Raw genomic sequence first — 22,324 nt, forward strand, 5'->3', positions numbered from 1 at the left:
ATTAAAATTCATTTTAAAATTTTTTAACAGAAGGAATTTAAAAGAGACAAAATCTTAGAGAACCTCAAACTCCCCCCTCGACACCCACAAGCCCATTGAACCTGTTTGGGTTTTTGCATTCACTTTTCATTTTTGAACCTGCCTTTGAGGATTACAAATCCTTTATCTCCGAGGTCGAAATTACAAATCCCGAACAACTGGAGGAAAGGCGAAAAATCTCGAACAACGGGGGAAGCAAAGAGATTATTTTACTTTGACATTTTTGTAACTTCCTCTTCCTGCATTATCTATACTTTCAAGATATTTTTCATAGGCTTCTTCATCCTCTGAAAATTTAACTGGATCATACCCCATTATTGCATTTATACCTTTAAGAACGCCAGGGGTTTTAAACAATTTTAATACTCCTGGAGTAACATAGGGGCCATAGTACGTATCTACATTTTCAATGAACTCATAAAAGTATGCGACACGTTCTTCCTGAGTTTGAATATCTTTTAAGTTCTTATTTAGAAAGCTTACAACTTCTTTTGTTTCTTTAATTCTATCATAAACGTCGCCTCCCAACCATGAACCTATTTTATCGGCTAAGGTAATTTCTATATCAAACCTATTTTTTTTTTCATTGTACACGACAGATAACAAACCACTTGCATCTGTTCTCATCACAGGATTATTATCCGCATACGGATACAAATTAGTCGCCCAAATGGGGTCTTCGCTTACAAAGCGGCCTGTGGTGGGGTCGTAGTATCTGGCACGCATAAAGTAGAGGTTGGCGTTTTCGTACTGTACGCCGTGCTGCCCTACGTACCTAAATGGGTTGTCGTCGGTGGTAGGGGTTTGTTGTAGTATTTTGCCAAAGGCATCGTATTGGTATTGGCGTACTACCGTTTGGGTAGCATTGGTGGTGGCTATGGTGCTGCCTCTAAAATCGTAGTGGTAAAACTCCGTTGTGCCTCCTACACTTTGTCGGTAAAGCAAGCCCGTGGGGCCATATACATAGTAATATTGGTACGTACCTGCATCATCGGTTTCGGCTATTACGCTGTTGGTCAGTTCGTTGATGATGTATCGTTTGCCTATTTTGGCTCGGCGGGTTTCGTTGCCGTCGTAATAGTAGCTGTTGCCGTAGCCTGTCAGGAGGTTATCACGGGTATCGTAGGTCAGGGTTTGCCCTGCTTGGGTCGTGATGGCTCCGTTGTTATCAAAGCCGTAAGTATTGCTCCCCGCCTGCGTTTGTAGGTTGGCGTTGTCGGTGGTGTAGTTGGTTGTGCCTGCCGTTAGGCTTATTGCTGCCGAGTACAGCTCAACGATGTTTTCTTCGAGGTGGTTGCCTGCGGCATCCAATACGTAGGTGTAGCTGTTCAGCACCACGGCCCCTGTTTTTTCGTTTCGCATACCCGTCATACGCCCTGCGGCATCGTAGGTATAGATGCACTTCATGCCGTTGGGTAGGGTGTAGTTGAGTAGTTTGCCGTCGTCGTCGTAGCTGTATGTAGTGGTGCGGTTTGCCCAATCGGTTACGGTACTGAGGCGGTCGTTGTTGTCGTAACCGTAGGTTACGGTTTTGCCGTCGGGGTAGGTAAGCGTGGTCAGATTGTTATTATTGTCGTAGGCGTACTGTACGGCTTTGCTGTCGAGTGTTGTTTTTGAGATCCGTTTTAGCAAATCATAGTCGTAGTCCAATATATAGTTTCGTCCGTTTGAGGTGTTGCTGATGGTGTTGAGTGTGCCGTCGGGGTTATAATCGTAAGTGGCATAGCTATCGGTTTTTACCCGTCCGCTGGCATCGTAAGTAAACGTAAATACATTGCCATGTTTGTTGGTATAGGTTTTCAGCGAGCCATCATCGTAGTAGGTAAAAGATTCGGTCTTACCGCCAAACGAGCGGCTCATGAGTTGGTCGGTCTGTGTATTATAACTCATGGTAGTGGCAAATCCCTTAGCGTTGGTGATGGTCGTCAGATTGTCGTTGGCATCGTAGTTGTAGTTTGTCGCCACGCTCATGGGGGCGGTGGTTTTCTTCAAAAGGTCATTGGCATAATACTCGTAGGTGGTTTGCTTAGAGCGTGGGTCGGTGGTAGTGGTCAGTCGGCTGAGGGCATCATAAAGGGCCGAGGTTGCAATTGCAGGATTAGCACCATTGGCTACGCTCGTACTGGTCAGGTTGCCATAAGTGTTGTACCCAAATGTAGTTTGTATGCCCGTAGGGGTCGTTACGATATTGACCAATCCATCGGTACGGCGAGAGATGAGGGTGTTTTTGCCTAATGGGTCGGTGATTTTGGTCAAATTGCCTGTGCCGTTGTACTCAAATGTGGTCGTAAATCCTCGCCCGTTGGTAGAGGTCAGTACATCGTTGAAGCCATTGTAGGTAAACGACTGAGTAATACTATCTCCTGCGGCTTTGGCAGTTTTGATGAGTTGCACGTTGTACGGTGGCGTAGAGTAGTACTGAATCCTCACGCCAGTACCATTTTGCATAAGTCGTGTTACCGCAGTGGGGTCGTTGGAGTTGCCGTAGTCCATTCCCAAGTCAAGCGGTTGGGTGCCTGTGGTGGTTACTTGTGTAGGCAAGCCGTTGGTATTGTGGTTATAATTAGTAGTTTTCTGCAAACCATTTTCATCCGTTGTTTTTACAACCGAACTCGATGAGGAAACCGTACCTGCGTAGTTGGGCGTAAGGTTTACGTCCATTTTTTGTACCACGTTTGCCCCGTTCATGGTGCGGCTGCTCGTGAGTTTCCGCTGTTGGTAGGTATTGTCTATGACATTTCCTTTGGGTAGGGTGATGGTTTTGAGTAAGTGGGCTGTACTGTCGGTGTATGTAAAATACCCGTAAGTAGTGGTTTTGAGTGTCCCGTTTAAGTCTGGCTCTTTGTATTCTTTTAAGTCAGGATATCCATCGCCGTCAATGGGTATATGATAATCAAAAGTGATTTTACGACCATTAAACACACCGACACCACTTAAATTTACTTCCGTTAGCCAATTGGTAGAGGTTTTATACAAAAAATTCAGAGTACGCCCAGCAGGGTCAGCTACGGATTTTAGGCGTGGGTAGAGGCCATCCCCTAATTCGTTGGTAAATGTGAGGGTATTGTTATTGCGGTCTTTGATAGATTTGATGAGCATATACTTTCCCGCTTTTCCTGCCTGTGTCTCAAAACGATACACCACTTTGCTCGGGGTCGTAATTTCTATAAACCCACTGCCCTGTATCATTGTATCAAAAACACCTATACTTTCTGGCACCCATGTTCCGCTTGAATTTTCCTTGTAATAGTGTAAAGTTCCGTCGGGATAATGCACTATTCTTCTGCGATTGGGGTCGGCGGATTCGCCATAAGCCAATACGTAGCAGTTGAAAGAGTGCGTCCAACCACGCCCCAGTGGATTGTTAAAAAGCGAATCGGGCAATTCGGTCGTATAAGAATTGTAACTATGGGCAAAAACCAACGGCACTGTACCATCAATGGCAAAACTTGTTTTGGTGTAGTGGTTAAAATTCCCTCTGTCATTGCCAATGCCTACGCCCAGATTGTCGGGGCGGAAAGTGTTGGGAATGAAGAACCCAGCATTGATTTGGGCAAGCGTAGGTTTTGTGATACTTGCCGAGGTCATGATGCGGTAGAGCATCAAGAAAGCATCTTCGCGGGTGCAATTGGCATCGGGAAAAAAACTACCACCCGCCCCCGTAACAATGCCCAAATTATAAGCCTTTTGGATGTATTTGTAATAGCCGTGCGTAGTAGGGACATCGCTAAATGGTAATGTGCTGGTGCCGGTATTTTCGTCAATGTTCCATGCTTCGAGTAGAACTTTCAAAACAGCACCTCTACTGATATAACTCAAAGGCTCAAAATAAGTACGATTTCTATCAAAAGGAGAACGTCCGTCTTGATATTGTAGGTAAGAGAGAATCTTAGGATAGCGAAGCGAATCAGAGTTGAAAGCTGCTGTTTGTAAATCTACAAAAGGAACATCAAACTTTTCTGCATTAAACGTATTTCCGGTTGGATTGTTAGCGAAGGCTATACGCTGGTTCAAATCCAAAAGGGATAGTGTGGTGATTTTGGCTAAATCAATGCGGGCAATGTTGGTAGAAGCACCAGTCGAAGGGCTTAAAATACGGTTGGCAGAAACATTTTGGGGGGTATACCCTTTTATGATTTGTTGCTGACACAGATAATCAATAGCGGGTTGGGTTATGGTTGGGTTTACTCCACAGTTTGTAGTCGAATTACAATCAGCGAAAGTACAATTTACTGTTACTGGTGGAGCCATGCAATATTGTACTGAACCTCCTGTGGGTTGCGAGATGGTAATGTTGGTATTTGTATTCGCATAATTTAGAATACACATAATAAAAATTTGTCCTGCTTGGACAGAAATGCCCGAATTGACAACCGTGCCTCCACAGAGGCTGCTATGAGTTACACACGGTAACTCTACATTGGCATCTCCGTTATAATCACAAGCCAATGGTGTTTGAGTTGTTAAATTGCAGGCCTGCGAAAAATCGTTGTTAGGCAATGGACCCCAAATGATACCGTCCACATCTACATTGGCTGAATTGGTAAAATTGAAGCGTAATGTTCCTGTTGTAAGTGCTTTTACATAAAACCACGTTTGATTATTTCGTGTACTAATACAGTCCCAACTTGTATTGGTAGTACCATCTACACAGTTATTCCCCACAGGACCAGGATATGTAATAGAAGTATTGCTGCATACCAACTGCGAAGTTGGAAGCGTAAAAAATAAGTTACAACCTATGATTGGAGATTCACAAGTACTTAATGCAGCGAAAGTACTGAGACGCTTTTTATCTTGTGCATAACACGCACAGCTGATTGTCAAAATGATGAGAAGTCCTAGTTTTTTCATAGTGAAAACTTGGTTTATTTTAGTTATTATTCTTCCCCTCACACCTTCCTCCTCCGCGCCACTTTCAGCCTAAGCCCATTTTGGAGGAGGATTTCGGATTTGGAGAGGTGGGTCTGGATATAGTCGCGGCGGATGAGGTAAGTCTTGTTTATGCGCACAAACTCTTCTGCGGGGAGGCATTCCTCAAAGCGTTTAAGGGTTTTACTACAAACTGTTTTCGTGCCGTCGGCAAAGCGCAAGATTGTGTAGTTGCTGGCACCTTCGAAGTACACGATCTTGTGGATGGGTACGGAAGGGTCGGCACGTAGTGGCCAAGCGGGTGGAGGGAGGACTTTCATCGTGTTAGCGTATTAAAATCGTAGCTGAAATAACTATATGCCCGCAAGATTTTGTCGAGAAAGTCCTACCAATGGTTCAAATTTCGAACCATTGGTTTAAAAAGCTGCTTTTATGGCAAGAGGAGCTTGTTACCCCCTCCCCAACAATTTCTTGAAAAAACCTACTAGTGCACCAGATTGTGGGGCGAGGTGCTGTGGGGGATGGGTCAAAAATTGACGTAGGCGTTGGCCGCCTTGGCGTGAAGCGTACAAGGCTTTTGATGTGTGGTGAAGTTTGATAGCCAACTCACTGTGGTTGTAGTTGTCGAGGTAATCAAGGTTGATGAGCAGGGAGTTGCTCACCGTAAAAAAACGCGCGTCGGTGTAAAGCGTTTCGGTATAGTGGCCCAGATTACGGCTCGCAATGATTGTGCTGTGGTCTTTGAAATAAAAAGTGGTCATGCTGCTTTTGGCCTCCAAATACAGCACCTCGTCGAGCGATACCATCTGAATTGTACCCTTGAGGAGGGTAACGGCTAGGCGCCCGCGCGACGGGCGGGTAGGTGTGCGCAACAGGTCGAGGAGCATATCCAACTGTGCCATGCTTTGCAATGGCTCACGCTGACGAGCTACTTGCTGCACGGCCTGTTGGAGTTCATCTCCACTAAATGGTTTTACCAGAAAATCAACAGCGGCGTATTTGAAAGCTTGGGTGGCGTTTTGAAAATTCTGGTGACCCGTCATAAAAATAATGCTCAACCCCTCCAAACACCCGTTTTGGCGCAGGTTGTCGAGTAGATGATAGCAGCTTCCGCCCGAAATCTGTACGTCGGTAATGAGCAAATCAGGCCGCATGTTGGCAATGAGCGCTGTACCATCGTCCACTGATGAAGCCATACCTACCACCTGTGCCTGCGGACACAGTTGCGCCAAAAACGTACAGACGGTTTCAAGCTCGGCAGTGTTATCTTCTACAATAACGGTACGCAGCATACGGCCTTGGTTTGGGGATATGATTTCGCCACTGTTTTGCATGTGGAGTATTGTTTAGACGTAACCAATCTGAATAGTTACCACTGTTCCAGTAGTTTTTTGTAGATCTTCTACGATAATCTCAATTTTATAACCCAACTGATTGAGCAGTTCCATACGAGTTTGGGTCAAACTCGTCGAAACTGACTGATGTTGTTTGTCAGGTTGTAGTTGAGCCGCGGCTTCACGGCCTATGCCGTCGTCTTCTACTTTGCACACGAGGGTCTCGTCGGTAAGTGTCCAAAAGTGGATTTGTAGCGTTCCTTTTTCAGATTTGTGCAGCAGTCCGTGAACAATGGCGTTTTCGACAAAAGGCTGAATTAAAAAGGGGGGCAGGCGGTGATTAGCTGGGTGAAGGCTGGTTTTTAACTCCAACACGTACTCAAACCGCCCTTCGTACTGCAACTGCATCAAGTCAACGTACATTCGAAGCAGTTCTACTTCGCGCTCCAACGAAATCTCGCGAGTGAAGGGATTGGAGTCAGTAGTTTCCTTGAATAACGAGTCTTCTAAATAGGCCCGCGTCAAGCGACTCATTTTGATGAGGTTGTCATTGGCCCGCTCGGTGTCTTGGGTGAGTACTAGTTTTTGGATGGCCGACAGTGCATTGGACGTAAAGTGCGGGTTCATCTGCGACTGTATCGTTTGGGCTTGTAACAGGCGCATCTGCCGCTCGCGGGCTTCGATTTGGCGTTGTTGAGCCAGCAGATTACGGCTTTTTTTGCGGTCACGCCACCATAAAAATCCAATGAGTACCGACAACAATGCTCCTATCAAGCTCGCATACCAAAAGAAATTGGGTGATTTCCAAAAGTACAGCGATACCACAAATTGAACCTTAGCTATACTCGAAGTACTGCCTTGAAGTGTACCCATGCGCGAGCGTATTTGCAAGTTATGGGTGCCACCTGGTAGATTAGCCAAATGAACCACAGGGCTTTCTTGCCATTGGCTCCACGAGTCGCTGTAGTTTAGACGAAAGCTAAACTGGGAGCGGTAGGGTTTGTCCTCTCCCAATGATTCGACTTTGATGCTGACATTATTTTCGCCAAAAGGGAGACGTATTGGGTCGATTTGGCCCGAAAATGGCACGCGTTCTTGATTGACCTGGGTGATGATGGTTTGGATAGGGCGCACCCGCAAATCTAACTGCTGCGGGTCGAGTACTGACAAAACCGTGGACGACGTGAGCCAGATATGCCCGCGCGAATCACGATAGCTGCCCAACTGGCCGGGTTCTAAACCCAAAAAGCCGTTATGGTGATTAAATGTCTTTACTACCTCGTTGCCTTTTTGGTGAAGGTGTTTGAGGTCTATCACGTGCAAGTTTTGCATATCGCCCACCAGCAGGTGCGTGGGGGTAATTTGCTCTATCAACTGTACGTATTTGTTAAACTGTCCTTGCAATACCTCTTCAAAGTTGTCTTTTTGGGCGTTGTAGCGGCATAGTATCTCATGGCCTCCCGCCCAAAGCGTGCCTTTCCAGTCAAAATACAGTACAGCAATTCCTCTGGTAGGGAGTTTACCGTTATCTTTGGTGTAAGATTTATATTGTCGGGTGTCGGGGTCGTAGCGTTCGATGCCCAAACCCGCAAACCAATAGTCGCTGTTGGGGGCTACGGCATTACACATAATGAGGTGGTCAAAAAGGGGGGCTTTGCCTCTTATTGAATCGGTACGGTAGGGCGGTTGGGTTTCGATGGTGTAAAAATACTGATCACCAGCCGCGACTATTTTACGACGATTTTTGTCTTCGGCCAAACAGAACGCCATCGGGTTGCGCTTGGTAGGTCTGAAATACTGCCATTGTCCATTAGCATAACGATACACGCCCTCGGCTTCGGGAAGCCAACATGCCCCCGATTGGTCGCGTAGGGCGCGGTAGTACCACTGGTCAGGAAATATTGGTAAAGAAATCCGATGTTGCTGACTGTAACGATTGGAGACCGTTACGTAATTTTTGGGTAAATCAGTCAATTCTTTGCCATCAAATTCTTGCAATGATACCCTATAGTTACCAATCAAAAACTTCCCGTTGGCCTGTTCCACAACCGTCCAAGCGTAAGGCACTTGCTCGGTTGTGAAGTGTTTGAAACCGTTGCGAACTAATCCCCATAAACCTTTTTCGGTAGGTAACCACAGTATCGAAGAGGCTGATTGGTTCAAAAACTGGTCATGCCCCGACATGGGCGGGTTCTTACCCAGCGACTTGGGAGTGTTGCTGTTGGCGGGTAGGTAGTAGAGTTGGTCTTGGTGGGTAAATACAAAATCATAAGGCAGCACTTTGAGTACCTGTAATGTGTTTGGCGTTAACCTTAGATAGGGGACCAGTGCCTTGCCATTCCATATATAGCGTTCAGTATTGTTGGGTGTGATGGTTTTTATCAGATGAACATCCCCGTGGATTTGCACCATCATACCCAAACTTTTTCCAATCGTGCTGATTTTACCTTTTTGGTAACTGTAAATGTGGGTGTGGTTTTGTAGAAGATAGCTATCGCTAGCAGCATGATAGGCGTATCCTAAGATGTTCTCTTTGAGTTTTTTTACCCAGGCAACGGTCAGTAAAGTATCGCCTTGTACTTCGAGCAAGGCCCCTTGTGCGGCTACTTGTATTTTGTTTTGCTTGGTGAAAATTAAGTTTCCGAAGGTGTAAGGCGCTTGGTATTTTTTGAAAGTCCGCCCATCAAAACAAGCAATGATTCCTCCTCCTGTTAAAAACCAAATGTTGCCTTTTTTATCTTCTTGAATATCCGTTACTTCTCCATTCCAAAGTCCTTCTTTTTTGGTAAAGTTTTCAAATGTTTCGCCATTGAACTTACTGGCTCCGTACCAAGTGCCACACCACACGTAGCCACGACTGTCTTTGAGTACGGTCAGCACTTGGTTTTGTACCAAGCCGTCTTGGGTGGTGTATTTCAAGACAGGGTATTGCTGGGCAACGACTCTTGGGGTTATCAGCCACAAAATCAACCTTAAAACATAAAACAGATGCTTCATCAAGTTGGCATTTAGGCTGCGATGTTAGTAATTTCTCCCACAAAACGGCTCAGATTTTTCTGATTTTGGTTGTTTTTTCAAACCATTGGTAGAAATGAGGCGATTTATTTACATGTAGTAGTATTGGAAAAGAAATAATAGCATCCTTCTGTCACTTGTGTCTTGTTAGCCAAAGCCTTAAAAAAACAACCCCTCGACGGAGGCCCGCCGGGGGTTACTGTTTTCGTTACCTATCAATTATCTATTATCTACTTTTTGTTTAATGAGCAATATTGAAAAATTCACTTTTTCTTCAGAGGCCACATTTCTGACTTCACTCGGTTGTCGGCAAAGGCTTTTTCGGCTTTAGCTACGATGTCTGGATATTGGGCTGCCACGTTATTTTCTTCACCGATGTCTTTTTTTAGATTATAGAGTTCCAATTTACCCCCTTTGGCACTTAACTTGACGGCTTTCCACTCTCCTCCCAATCGTACTGCTTGGTCAAAACCGCGCTCATAAAACTCCCAGTAGAGTGATTCATGTTTTTTCTTCAAGGGTTTTCCTTTGAGTGTATTGGCAAAAGAAAGTCCGTCTAAATCTTGGGTTTTGCTACCACCTGCCAACTCGGCTGCGGTTGGGAAAAAGTCCCAGTTGGCCAAGACGTCGTTGTTGGTCAATCCTTTTTTTACTTTGCCACCCCAAGCAATCAGCGGAACGCGGATTCCACCTTCGTACATATCGCGCTTGATGCCCTTCAACGGGCCATTGCTATCAAAAAACACGGGGTCTGCTCCGCCTTCTTGGTGTGGGCCGTTGTCGGAAGTAAAGAATACGTAGGTGTTTTCAGTCAAATCAAGGGATTTTAATAAATCCATCAAACGCCCCATATCGCGGTCTAAGTGCGTAACCATGCCTGCAAAATTGGCCTTGGGTTGTGCCTGTGAGCGATAGCTACCCCCTTTTTGAATAAATGGAGTTTCTGGAAACAGACTTGTTTTTTCAGCACTTAAAAACGGAGAGACCGACTCAGGCGTAGGGGCAAAAACCTCGGCGTGAGGCATCGTAATGGCCAAATACATGAAGAAAGGTTTTGCTTGGTTATTCTTGACAAATTCCAAAGCAGCATCCATGATATACAGATGCGAATGCCTGAGTGAGTCAATGGGTTGAATCACGGTTTTGCCCTCTTTGATAGTCCAAAGATTGTTAGTAAAAAAATGATGGGCATGAACGTGGTGGGTGTACCCCAAAAACTCATCCCAACCTTGCTTCTCGGGTGAGCCGGTATTATGTGCCTGTCCTAAGCCCCATTTACCAAAAATACCCGTGTGATAGCCGTTTTGTTTGAGATACTCGGCGATGGTAAAGTCTTCATCGCGCAGCGGTATTTCGCCATTGCCTCTGATGTAGGCATGACCCATGTGTTTGCCAGTCATCAAGGCACAGCGCGAAGGCGCACAAACCGTACTGCCAGAGTGGTAGTCAGTGTAACGAATACCTTCTTTTGCCATTTGATCGAGATGGGGTGTTTGGAATTTTTTCTGCCCGTAGCAGCTCAAGTCTCCATAGCCCAAATCATCGGCCATGACATAGATAATATTGGGTTTGGAAGTTGGTTTGGTGTTTTTAAAACCAAAAATGCCCACAGTGAGAAGCAGTGCAATGATGATTGAATATTTCATATTATTGGGATTGCTTTTTTACTTACCATAGCCTGGATTCTGTTCTAAGGCGGTATTATTTTGCAATACCACTGTGGGAACAGGCCATAAATAATCACGGTCTTTGTTGAATTTACGTGTACCGATTTTACCGCCTGTAAAATTATAAATATCCGTATTCATTACCTTCTCTGCCGTACCCCACCGACGAATATCATGGTAATATAGCCCCTCGCCAGCCAACTCAATGCGCCGCTCGTGACGTATTTCTTCACGCATTTGCTCTTTCGTCAGTCCAGAAGTAAAATTGGGCATACCAGCACGTTTGCGGATAAGGTTCAAAGCATCATAAATGGCTTGGTTGGGGCCTGTTACCTCGTTTTGAGCTTCTGCAAACATTAATAAGACATCAGCATAGCGGAATACCATGTAATTCAATTCTGACAATCCAGCCGCAATGGTTGTCCCCGCTTCGTTGTCTTTATAAACAGTATATTTTTTTTGTCCAATTCCCGTAAAACCAAAGGTGTTGGCAAGTACCGTTTTTGCTCTAAATGTACTGCCTGGTAAAATATTGGTTTGGTTCATGCGGGGGTCACGGTTGTCGTAGGGCTTTTTGGGGTCAAAAAGCTTTGACTGAGACGCTGGCAAACCATCAGTCATGTAATAATCATTGAGCAAATCGGGTAGGGGGGCTATCGAATTGAAATCAGTAAAGGTAATGTCCATTGAATGGGTAAACTCGGGATTTTTGAACTGAACATCAAAAATTACTTCTGTATTCCCTTCTTTGTCGAGTTGAAATAACTCACGATAATCAGGAAAAAGGGTATATGACTTGCCATCAATGATTTGTTTGGCCGCCGACGCTGCCCCCTGAAAATCACCTTTATAGAGCATTGTACGGGCTTTTAGAGCCAATGCAGCCCCTTTGGAGGCATGTCCTTTGGTAGTGCCAAGTTGCGGCAAGTCAACTACGGCTTCATCACAGTCTTTGATGATTTGTGCATATACCTCGTCGGCTTTATTTCTGGGCAATGTTCCTTGTTTTTCTAAATTGGGGGTTTCTAAAATTAGGGGTACACCGCCATAATACAGCCAGAGGTTGTGATAAAACAATGCCCTCAAAAACTTTGCTTCGGCAGCATAGCGTTTTTTTAGGGTTTCGTCCATGGCTATTTTACCTATGTTGTCTAACAATGTGTTGGCGCGTCCAATACCTACATAACAAGCGCCCCATTTGCTATTGATGATTCCATTGTTGGCGGCATCGTGGATACTTTGGGAAAGAAACCCACCACCTCCTGTGTTATTGTAAGTAAATGCATTGGGCGTGGCTGCCTCCATGGCAATCATGGACACGTCGCCATATACATTGGTATTAAGAAGGGCATTATAGGTGCCAATAAGTGCCGCCTCAGCGTGTTGGCGAGTTTTCCAAAAGTCCACTTGGGTGAGTCTGTCGGAGGGCGATACATCTAAAAAATCGGAACAACTGCCCAAAACCAGACTGAGGGCTAAAATTATGTATTTTCTCATTTTGCGTTTCGTTTATGAATTAAAAAGTAACACTTAAACCTCCGGTTACCACCTTTGCAATGGGATAGGCAATGATATTCTCGTTGGCGGCATTTCTTTCTGGATCACCCAAGGTAAAATCAGCAAAAGTCAGTAGGTTTTGCCCATTTACAAAAGCCCTTAATCTGCTTATCCCCAGTTTTTTAGTGAGTTTGTCAGGAATAGTATAACCTAACTGGATATTTTTCAATCGGAGATAGGACGCATCTCTCATCCAAAAATCAGACACTTGGAAGTTTTGCGGATACCCATTGGCCGTCGTCAATCGCGGATATTTCGCATTGGGATTATTGACCGTCCACGATTCTGTCAGGAATTCTTTGGTGACCCCTGCTCCATTGCGGTACGGGAATCCTAAGTTGGCATTGACGTAGTTTTGAAGCCCTTGCACCCCTTGAAAGAAGGCGGAAAAATCAATGCCTTTATAGTCGGCACCAAACGTAAAACTGTAAGTGTATTTAGGGATAGTATTGCCGATGATTTCGCGGTCGTTATTATCCACTCTATTATCACCGTTTACATCCACGTAGCGAATGTCGCCGGGCAAAGTGACCGTATTTTGAAAGGGGGCCGCTTTGATTTCGTCGGTATTTTGGAAGTAGCCCATACTGCGTAAACCAAAATAGGAATCAATCGGATACCCTTCAAAAATCACGCGGTTTCCATTGAATATTCGTTGACCTCCTGTGTTCAGAACATTGTTGGACAATTGCAATAAGTTACCACCGAGGTTATAACTGAGTTTACCTATTTTATCCCGCCAATTGAGGGTAAACTCGATACCTTTATTTTGAACTTCGCCTATATTTCGTACTGGCCCGGTCAGGTTTCCGACTTGCTGTGGAATATTCACCTGACGCAAAATACCCGAGGTGATTTTATTGAACCAGTCAAACTCGCCCGTCAAGCGTTGATTAAAAAGCCCAAAATCAAGCCCAATATCCGTCATGGTGGTCGTTTCCCAAGTTAAATTTTGCTCGGCTATTTGTGTAACTGCCCCACCGCTTACTACGGTATTATTGTAATTGTAATTTATTCCAGACGTGACGGCCTCTATGAATCCAAACAATTGTTGCGGCTGACTACCCAATTGTCCCCAAGAAGCACGCAGTTTGAGGTTAGAAATCGGTTTTACGTTTTTCATGAATTCCTCTTCATTGATGCGCCATCCCGCCGAAATTGAGGGAAAAAAGCCCCAACGTTTATCGGGAGCAAAGCGCGACGAGCCATCGTAACGAAAATTGGTTTCTAACAAATATTTGTCATTGAAAACATAATTGATACGACCAAAGTAAGACATCAGCCGCGATTGGGTGGAGTTGCCGCCCACCACAGGATTGGCACTACCCGCATTAAGTTCAGAGATTTCGTTGGCAAAATATCCCTGATTCCCCGCATTAAAGCTGCCATTCCTAAACATTTCCAAGCTAAAGCCTCCCAATGCGGTGAGTTCGCTTTTGCCAAGGGTCTTGTTCCAATTGATGGTATGAAAATTGGTTAAACTCAGGGCTTCAGCTAAACTCTGCCTTACACCACGCACGGGAATATTACCCATCGGGGCTATCACCCCTGTTTTGGGGTGTTTGAGGTCTATAACTGGATTGTTGAACCTCTCTACATCATAGCCGAAATTGGGGGCAATGGTCACTTTGTAGTGTAAGTTTTTTGATAATTGCGCCTCGGCAAAAAAATTGAAAATGGCGCTAAAATTGGTGTTTTTCCGAAATCCTTCAAAAGCTAATGCGTATGGATTACGATAAAAATTGTGGCCCGGTACACGAATCCACTGGTCTGCGTAGCTTCCATCGGCCAAAAGCGGGACTTGCATAGGTAAGCCCCGATAAATAAGTCCCATCAATCCGCCTTCGCCATTGCCTTCATCGGCAGTGTAGGCCGACTCGCGGTAGTCCCAAAAATTGGCAATGATGTTACCGCCTATTTTCAACCATTTTGTCACATCCGAGGCGATGTTGGTATTGATGGAATAGCGTTTCGCGCCCGACCCCAACATAATGCCGTCTTGGTTGAGATACCCCAGCGATAAGGCAAAAGTAGTACGGTCGTTGCCGCCCGAAAAACGGAGATTATGCTCCTGTTGAGCCGCTTTCCGAAACATGACATCAAACCAATTTGTATTGGCATAAATGTACGGGTCGGAGCCTGATTTGTATTCATCAATGATTGCCTGAGTATATTCTATGGGACTACCTTGATTTTGCAATGCTAAGTTTTTGCCTTCCATGTATTGCACGGCATCGGAAACGGCATCTGGGAAAGTCGTGGCTTCTTGGTAGCCAGCGTACATGTTGTAGTCCACTTTGAATTTTCCTTTTTCGCCGCCTCGGGTTTTGACCAATACTACGCCGTTGGCGGCTCTATTTCCGTAAATCGCCGAAGATGCCGCGTCTTTTAGAACTGTAATACTTTCTATATCAGCAGGGTTGATGTCTTTCAAGTTGTATTCGACGCCATCCACTAAGACAAGGGGGTTGTTATTGGTGCCAAACGAGCCCACTCCCCGAATACGAATAGTTGCTCCATCGGCCCCTGGTCTCCCTCTGGACATGTTAACATAAACTCCTGAAAGTCCCTGTAGCGCTTGTGAAGAATTGGTAATGGGGCGGTTTGCCAAAAACTTTTGGTCAATCGAGGCTACCGAACCTGTAAGGTTGGCTTTCTTTTGAACTCCATATCCTACCACAACGACCTCTTCGAGGGCTTTGGTGTCGGGTTTTAAAGATACATTTAGGGTGGTTTGGGAGCCGATGGTTATTTCTTGCGAAAGATACCCTACAAACGAAAATACCAAAATAGCTTTTTCGTCAGGCACGTCGAGTTTGTATTTACCACTGGCATCGGTCGTCGTGCCTTTTTGAGTTCCTTTCACCAAAATACTCACGCCAGGCAATCCTCCCCCGCTTTCATCAGTTACGGTTCCCGTAACGGTTTGGTCTAATTTAGGGTCGAGGGTAGTTGGAACGGGCTTGGGTTCTGCTTCTTCGGGTAGGTTACCCAAAATACGTCGCATCAAAACAATCTTGTTGGCTTTGATGACTTGGTAGCTGATTTGTCGCGGGGTTAGAATGCGCTGCAATACCGACTCTAAAGTCTCGTCTTTGATGTCAATGGTCAACTTTTCGTCGTTGGCGAGTACTCCTTTTTGGTAAGAAAAAACAACGTTCGCTTTTCGCTCAATGCTTTTGAGCACAGCTTTGAGGTCTGTATTTTTCAAATTGAGCGTAATTTTTTCCTGAAGCCGTTCTTGGCCAAAGGTATTCTCCGCAAAACTGAGGGTAGTCAGCAGACAAACGAGCAGCAACGGGGTGAGGGTGATTTTCATAAGGTAGAAAATCTCTTTTCTGGTAAAGAAATTTGACATAGATTTGATTGTTTTTGTTTTGGAAAAGGCAAGACACGAAAACGCGGTGCTTCGTACACACCTGCGGATTCAACAAGGGAAAGATGTGACAGCATCTTTCCTCTTTTTTGGATGGGGAGTTAAGAGATTTTGGGTTTACATATTTTTTGGGTTTAACGACAAATGATTTACTTGCATCCTTTTGATTCGATAATAATCTGGGCATCAATCTCTTTGTAAGCCGCACCGATGGTCTGACAAATCACTTCGAGCTGGTCGTATAGAGAATCATCGCTGATGGTGGTGGTCAAAATACAGCCAGAAAGCGCATCTTCGTTGTAGCGGATTTCAACGCCAAATAACTTTTCCAGCTCTTCAAATACTTCGGCTACTTTGACTTCGTCAAATTGCCTTTTTATCAGTGAGTTTTGTGTGATAATGGGTACGGGAATATCTACCAAACTGCGGTTCAATAGTTCGTTTGTTCGGTTAAAAACAGCTTGCTGATTGGGAAACAAGAGCAATCCTTTGGTTTCGGGGTCGGCAATGTCGATGCGATTTTGTTTAAATACCGATACCCTGCCAGTCTGTACTTTTACCGTTACTTGCTTGCCATCTTCTAAGGCTGATACCCTGAAGCTTGTTCCCAATACTTTGGTAATCAGTTCGTTGGCGTATACATAAAACGGTTTGGCTGGATTTTCAGCTACGTCAAAAAACGCTTCTCCGCTCAGTACCACTTCGCGGCGGTTGGTTTCAAAATGTACAGGAAAACTCAGACGGCTTCCCTTTTCCAAATGTACCATTGTGCCGTCTTCGAGGCGTATTTTTTTGGTGGTTGGGCCATTGTTTGCCACTTCCCGACGGGGGCTTTTTTCTTCAACAACGGCTATTAAATCTTGATAACTTACTTGGTGATCGGGCTGCCTCATTGTCCAAACCCACGCCATCCCTGCCAAAAACACCAAACTTGCCGCCCACCTAAAAGCGGAGTGCCCGCTTCGGTGTACTGGCTTGGCCGTTGTTTGCCAAAAGCGACGGACTAATCCAGCCTGTTCTTCCACTTCTTCTTCTTCGGAAATGATGGCTGTTATATTGGTCCAAACGGCTTTTTTATCAAGTGCAGGAGTAATTTGTCCTTCAGCCTTTTGCATGGCCAAAATCAGTTGTTGGGCCTGTGCTATTTCATCGGCTTTAGCAGGGTGTTTTTGTTTAAACTCCTGCCAAAAAGTGTCTTTTTCCTGAAACAATACCCACCGCACAAACGAGTCGTCGTGCAAGAAATCATTACATTGGAAATGGTCATAGTTCATGGTATCAAAAACTAAAAGGTGGTTAATTAACAAGGTGGGATATTTGTAAAAGTAGCAGCAAAATTGGGTGTATACCTTTGATAGTGAGGCGTAACACGCTATATGCCTTAAAAAGCAAATTGCTGACCGACTGCTTGCTGAGGCTCATGAGTTGGGTCATTTCGTCTAGGCTCATACCGTGATAAAAACGCAGATTGATGGCTTCCTGCTGGCGTTGGCTTAGCTGGGCAATGGCCTTGGCAACGGCCTGCGTTTGGGTAATATGGGTCTCTTGTTCAATAGATTGTTGTTCCGACGAAAACGCCACCAAAAAATCAAGAAAATCGTTGATATCTTCAGAGGTTTCGAGCAGGTCGTTTCGGGTGTTTCGGATTACCTGATGGCGTAAGGCACGAAATAAGTAAAACTTTACGCTTTCTACGTCGGCCAGATGCTGTCGGCGTCGCCATAAATCCACAAAAACGTCCTGAATGGCGTCTTCGAGCTGTTGTTTTTCGTTGCAGTACCGATACCCATAGTTGGCCAGTACCTCAAAATAACGGTTATACAACTGCTCAAACGCCCGCACGTCGCCCTTCTTAAAAGCAATCCAAAGGGTTGTTTCGTCGGTGTTGTTTTGGGGGCTTCTCTTCATATTTTTGGCAAACACTTCGTTATCTGCTTGGCATATTACCATTTATTCTAAAACAAGTCACAAATCAGTTATAAGTACAGGTACAGGGGTTACCAAAAAATACCCTTCATTCTGAAATATTTTTTTAGAAAAATGTAGAAAGCTCCAATAAGAGGCAATTTGCTACGGTGGGTGGTTGTAAGACACGGGCCAAAGCCTTAAAAAAACAAATCCCCAACGGAAGCCCGCCGGGGATTGATGCTGTTCATTACCTATCTTTTTTTACAAAAACTTCAACTATTGATACGTCAACCAAGCTGTTGCCTCACAATTTTTGTCGGCCGTAAAACGTACCCACCGGGCTTGAAATGAATCTGGGAAAGTGTACTCAAAGGTTTCGCCGGGTTTTACCGTCACTTGTTTAAAATTCATCCAAGGGCCGTGGCCGATGGCTTCTGCCTGAATGCTGAACGTAACGGCCTGATTTGCGTTATGCGAAAGTTTGAGGCTTTTTTTGTCATAAAACCCAATCAAATACGCATCGGAAGGAGTGCCAGCGGTTACTTGACTGTTTTTCCACGGACCGCCTTGACCAGTGGGCTTCCCTAATTTCCAAAGGTCGTCGATAGTGCCCGCCCATACCTTGGCTTTTCCGTCGCTTGAGGCGACAATGTGCTCATTGGCAGCCGTTTGGTTGTCGAGGCCTGTCATGACCAATAAGCCACGGTAGGATGCATAATCGTGCACGCTGAGCGAGTGTGAGGCTACGGGTCTGATTTTAGCAAAACCATCGGCATTTTCGGCGGGGAGTTCGTAGAATGTCCCGTGGGCGTTCAATAAATCGCGCTCGGTGGCCACTTCTCGGCAAATTCTGAGCGAAGCAGTGTTGGTTTTGCTGGTGAATGCTTCGTTGCCTTTGGGCAATCTCCATCTGCGGCCGCTGTCGTCAATGACAAGAACCGAGGCTTCATCCACCGAAATTACGTCTTTAGGAATGGCAAACTTATCGCGGATAAACTGCGCCGTTTTTGGGTCTTCTTTTTTAACCAAATTCATGGCGCTGTCCAATTCGTAATAGCCGTTTTCGGTGAATTTTCCGTTGGAGAATTGCCCCGCCAAAAGCCCCATCGCGCGGCGATTGTCACCCAAGCCGTACATAAGTCCTCCCGAGTAATTTGAAGAACGGATGTTGGCTAATCCAGTAAACATTTTGTCGGCTGTCGACTGGAACCGGGAGGCATCGCTGTAATTAAAATTGACGGTTGCGGTGGTGGCGCGGTTGCTCTTTACCCGAATCCATTCCCCTGTTTCATTGGCGTTAAAAGTCACGGCAACGCTCTGACCTGCTCCCGCTTCTACCACACGCAACGACTTCCAGTTTCCTTTCCCATCTATGTCTGTTTCAAAACTAAAGCTAACGCTCTGATTACCTGCGTTATGAATCCAAGCCATGCGTTTGTTCCATCCCGCAAATAAGAAAGGTTCTGACACGGCATTAGCCTCAATTTTTTCGGCAAGCCAAACGGCTCCCTGCGCGGTGTTGGACCCTAATTCGTCAGGTGTATTGAACGAAGTGAACCAAAGATTGGAATTGGATTGTCCCGGGCCTTCGATGTTTCCTTTGGTCTTACGTTTGTTCAAAAACTCTTTTTGGGCCGAGTCGTCGCAACCAAAAACAAGTTGATTATTCCAACGAGCGTAGTCACCAATGACTTTTAAGTAAGCCGAGCGCGGACGAATGCCAGCGGTATTTTTGGATGTAAACGTTTGAGGGAAACGCCAAAACATTCCGTGCATGGTCATCAGATAATCGGGTTTGTCGGCGGTGCCGATGTCGCGGATGCGGGGCCATTCGGTGTTCCAGCCGTGGGCACCGTCGTAGCTATGGCTGGTTTTGGGTAGACGGAAAAAAGACCATTTTCCACCATCACGCACGCCCAATAAAACCGATTTATGGTCCCAACCCGTAGCCCAAATCGGGTCGGTGTCGGGGTTTTTGTTACCATAAATTCCGCCCGGACCTGTTACTTCCACAAACTGATTACGGCGAACCACCTTCCAGTCTTTTCCGTTCCATTCGGCCAATACGCCCGCCTCAATGTCAAATTGCTTCAGCGCCTGCGGGCCTGATTCGCCGTTGTTGGAATACACCATTACGCCCTGTCCAGAATAAACGCCTTTGCCGTGTGCACCAGGCAGGAGCGTGCCACTGTGGTTGTTGGCCACGTCGTTTTCCTTCTTTTCTTTGACGTTGCCGTCTTGGTACAATAGTTTGGTTTTTAGGGTATTTACGTCCATTTCGTAAAATCCTTCCTCCATGGTAGCAATCAGAATTTTGCTTTGAGGGTCGGTCAATCCCCGTGCCAAACCCGTGTAGCGACCAGGTGCTTCCGTGTATGGAATGGTACGCACGTTTCGCTGAGCATCAATGGCATATGGGCCGATAAACAATTGATTGCTTTCTTTGTGAATCATGCGGTTGGCGGGTGTACCCCCCGTACTTTCGGGCCGAATGGTTCGCTGCAAGCCGTGCGTGATTTCGTAGAGCTTATCTGATGAACCAAAGGGCAAATGCGGCCCGTAGGTAATCACCCAAAGGCGGTCAGCCCAAGGCACCACTGCACCCGTTCCGCATTCACCTTCGTTGTTGTAATAGGCGAGGTGGGGGTAAATCCCACTAAATTGGGGGTAAGAGGGCTTGGGTTGGGCGTGGGTGGGTGAGCAAATCAGCATTAGCCCCATTGCTATTCCTGCCCATATAAAGGCGGTTTTATATGTCTTCATTGTGAACTTTGAATTCCTTATTTAGTTAAATGTTGGGTTTTAACTTCCGAATATTGACTGTAAATAATGAACCTAATATCCGTCGTTTTGCTTCATATTGGGATTGATTTGGATTTCTGAGGTGGGAATTGGCCACAAATATTGGCGGTCGTTCCAAGCCGTGGGTACTAGATTTTTGATGAGACCCGTTTTTGCCATTTCGCTAAAGTCGGGGATTCCGTCTTGGTCAATCGTAGGCGTACCAGGAAAAAACCACAGATTTTGATTCACTACTTTAGACCGTAAATCAACGGGGTCGAGCATTCCATAAATGGGTCGGTTGAGCACTTTGCCCGCAATGCCCCAGCGTACAATGTCCATGTAGCGAAGCCCTTCAAAAGCCAATTCCATGCGGCGCTCCATGCGCAATTCACGACGTAGCTCGGCTTGGTTTGTGGTGGTAATAGCGGGGTAAGCTGTGGTGGCCGAAAGCGCGGCTTTGTAGGCCCTTGCCCGCACCGAATTGATAGCATCGAGTACCGATTTGTCAATTTGATTTTGCTCAATCTTAGCTTCGGCATACATCAACAATACATCGGCATAACGTACGATAATCTGCTCAGGCTCAATCAAACGACCATTGAGCAGCCACGAATCGTCAACCCCTTTTTTCCAAATCAACCCATTGAAAGATGCAAACTGCGCGTTGGCGCGGTTGTCGTTGTTGGTGACTTTGGTGTTGGTGCTGATACGCGTCACTTGCAGGGCGTTGGGGTGGGGGTCATAAATAAAGCCTAAATGCGGCTGTCCAAACTCCACGATGGTAGCGGTGCAACGCGGGTCGCGATTTTTGAAGGGGTTACGTGGGTCATAGAGTGGCGACTTATCAATGGTTTTTCCGTCGGTACAGAGATATGAACAAAACAAATCCCAAGTAGGGTTGGCCGCCGCAAAGCCCCCCGAATTACGACTGATGATGTCGGAGGTAGGGCCTGTGCTCACCTTCAACTCTAAGGAACGAGGAATCGAAAAGATAATCTCTTTTGCGTTTTTGGTGCTTTGCAAAAACAGATTGCTGTAGTCGGAGTGCAGCGTGTACTGGTTTAAGTCCATGCAGGCTTTGGCGGCATCACTGGCTACTTTGTAGTCTTTTTCGTAAAGGGCAAAGCGTGCTTTTAGGGCCATGGCAACGCCTTTGGTGGCGCGCTTCACGGCCGACGCGGCATAACTTGTCGGTAAGTTTGCAATGGCAAAATCGAAATCTTCGTAGATTTTTGTGATGACCGTTTTTTTGTCGGTACGGCCTTTGGTGTAGGCGTCTTCGATACTGATAACATCGTCGCTATAAACTACATCGCCAAATTTATTGACCAGCTTGGCATACTGCGATGCGCGATGAAAACGCGCCTCGGCCAAGTAAACATCTAATTTTGCTTGGTTTACTTTGGCTTTCGTTTCCGCGCTGTTCAGGGCCACAATGGCTCTGTTAGCACGCGCAATGGCTTTGTAAGAATTGCGCCAAAGGGTGGTCGAAAACGCCCACTGACTCGTCACCGTTCCTGATTTGATGGGCGTAAGGGTTTGGCGATAAAAGCCATCATCAGAAAGATAATTGATGCTCATTCCGTCTTCATCCCATTGCCACCAATCGATACGATAGAGGTCGTTGAGTGCTAACTGAATCTCGGTTTCGTTGGAATACCACTTTTCGGCCGACGGCTCGGCGAGTGGATAGAGGTCTAGTGAATTTTGGCAGGAAGCCAACAGTAGTAAGCTTAGGGCTGCGCTGTATATCTTATTTTTCATTGTGAGTC

11 protein-coding genes are annotated in these 22,324 nt (G+C 45.8%); all 11 read right to left on the reverse strand.

Annotation, left to right across the window (positions count from 1 at the left end; translation table 11 throughout):
- Positions 1-243: 243 nt before the first annotated feature.
- Positions 244-4,893, reverse strand: a complete 4,650-nt coding sequence (locus GVN20_RS13790) for an RHS repeat domain-containing protein (RefSeq protein WP_166558898.1) — start codon at positions 4,891-4,893, stop codon at positions 244-246.
- Positions 4,894-4,931: 38 nt separating this feature from the next.
- The gene (locus GVN20_RS13795) at positions 4,932-5,231 is read right to left on the reverse strand and encodes a LytTR family DNA-binding domain-containing protein (RefSeq protein WP_166558899.1); all 300 of its coding nucleotides are present in this window, start codon (positions 5,229-5,231) and stop codon (positions 4,932-4,934) included.
- Positions 5,232-5,360: 129 nt separating this feature from the next.
- Entirely contained in the window at positions 5,361-6,245 is an 885-nt protein-coding gene (locus GVN20_RS13800) for a LytTR family DNA-binding domain-containing protein (RefSeq protein WP_166558900.1), read from the reverse strand.
- Positions 6,246-6,257: 12 nt separating this feature from the next.
- Positions 6,258-9,242 carry a histidine kinase gene (locus GVN20_RS13805; RefSeq protein WP_166558901.1) on the reverse strand — a complete coding sequence of 995 codons (2,985 nt, stop codon included), beginning with the start codon at positions 9,240-9,242 and terminating at the stop codon, positions 6,258-6,260.
- Between the two features lie 281 nt (positions 9,243-9,523).
- The gene (locus GVN20_RS13810) at positions 9,524-10,906 is read right to left on the reverse strand and encodes an arylsulfatase (RefSeq protein WP_166558902.1); all 1,383 of its coding nucleotides are present in this window, start codon (positions 10,904-10,906) and stop codon (positions 9,524-9,526) included.
- 18 nt (positions 10,907-10,924) lie between these two features.
- Positions 10,925-12,424 (reverse strand): RagB/SusD family nutrient uptake outer membrane protein, encoded by a 1,500-nt coding sequence (locus GVN20_RS13815; RefSeq protein WP_166558903.1) that lies wholly within the window; start codon positions 12,422-12,424, stop codon positions 10,925-10,927.
- 19 nt (positions 12,425-12,443) lie between these two features.
- The gene (locus tag GVN20_RS13820) at positions 12,444-15,842 is read right to left on the reverse strand and encodes a SusC/RagA family TonB-linked outer membrane protein (protein ID WP_166558904.1); all 3,399 of its coding nucleotides are present in this window, start codon (positions 15,840-15,842) and stop codon (positions 12,444-12,446) included.
- A 167-nt stretch (positions 15,843-16,009) separates the two neighbouring features.
- On the reverse strand, positions 16,010-17,134 hold the full coding sequence (locus GVN20_RS13825) for a FecR family protein (protein WP_166558905.1): 1,125 nt from the start codon (positions 17,132-17,134) through the stop codon (positions 16,010-16,012).
- Between the two features lie 22 nt (positions 17,135-17,156).
- On the reverse strand, positions 17,157-17,768 hold the full coding sequence (locus tag GVN20_RS13830) for an RNA polymerase sigma factor (RefSeq protein WP_166558906.1): 612 nt from the start codon (positions 17,766-17,768) through the stop codon (positions 17,157-17,159).
- 276 nt (positions 17,769-18,044) lie between these two features.
- Complete coding sequence (locus GVN20_RS13835; protein WP_166558907.1) at positions 18,045-20,531, reverse strand: hypothetical protein; 2,487 nt, start codon at positions 20,529-20,531, stop codon at positions 18,045-18,047.
- Positions 20,532-20,603: 72 nt separating this feature from the next.
- Entirely contained in the window at positions 20,604-22,316 is a 1,713-nt protein-coding gene (locus GVN20_RS13840) for a RagB/SusD family nutrient uptake outer membrane protein (protein ID WP_166558908.1), read from the reverse strand.
- Positions 22,317-22,324 lie beyond the last annotated feature (8 nt).

It is taken from the genome of Runella sp. CRIBMP (assembly GCF_009905605.1).
GTDB lineage: Bacteria > Bacteroidota > Bacteroidia > Cytophagales > Spirosomataceae > Runella.

Excerpts from the sequence above, each read along its gene's own strand:
- GVN20_RS13795 (WP_166558899.1), bottom strand. The coding sequence starts at position 5,231 with ATGAAAGTCCTCCCTCCACCCGCTTGGCCACTACGTGCCGACCCTTCC.
- GVN20_RS13815 (WP_166558903.1), bottom strand. The coding sequence starts at position 12,424 with ATGAGAAAATACATAATTTTAGCCCTCAGTCTGGTTTTGGGCAGTTGT.
- GVN20_RS13820 (WP_166558904.1), bottom strand. The coding sequence starts at position 15,842 with ATGTCAAATTTCTTTACCAGAAAAGAGATTTTCTACCTTATGAAAATC.
- GVN20_RS13800 (WP_166558900.1), bottom strand. The coding sequence starts at position 6,245 with ATGCAAAACAGTGGCGAAATCATATCCCCAAACCAAGGCCGTATGCTG.
- GVN20_RS13835 (WP_166558907.1), bottom strand. The coding sequence starts at position 20,531 with ATGAAGACATATAAAACCGCCTTTATATGGGCAGGAATAGCAATGGGG.
- GVN20_RS13830 (WP_166558906.1), bottom strand. The coding sequence starts at position 17,768 with ATGAAGAGAAGCCCCCAAAACAACACCGACGAAACAACCCTTTGGATT.
- GVN20_RS13810 (WP_166558902.1), bottom strand. The coding sequence starts at position 10,906 with ATGAAATATTCAATCATCATTGCACTGCTTCTCACTGTGGGCATTTTT.
- GVN20_RS13825 (WP_166558905.1), bottom strand. The coding sequence starts at position 17,134 with ATGAACTATGACCATTTCCAATGTAATGATTTCTTGCACGACGACTCG.
- GVN20_RS13790 (WP_166558898.1), bottom strand. The coding sequence starts at position 4,893 with ATGAAAAAACTAGGACTTCTCATCATTTTGACAATCAGCTGTGCGTGT.
- GVN20_RS13805 (WP_166558901.1), bottom strand. The coding sequence starts at position 9,242 with ATGAAGCATCTGTTTTATGTTTTAAGGTTGATTTTGTGGCTGATAACC.
- GVN20_RS13840 (WP_166558908.1), bottom strand. The coding sequence starts at position 22,316 with ATGAAAAATAAGATATACAGCGCAGCCCTAAGCTTACTACTGTTGGCT.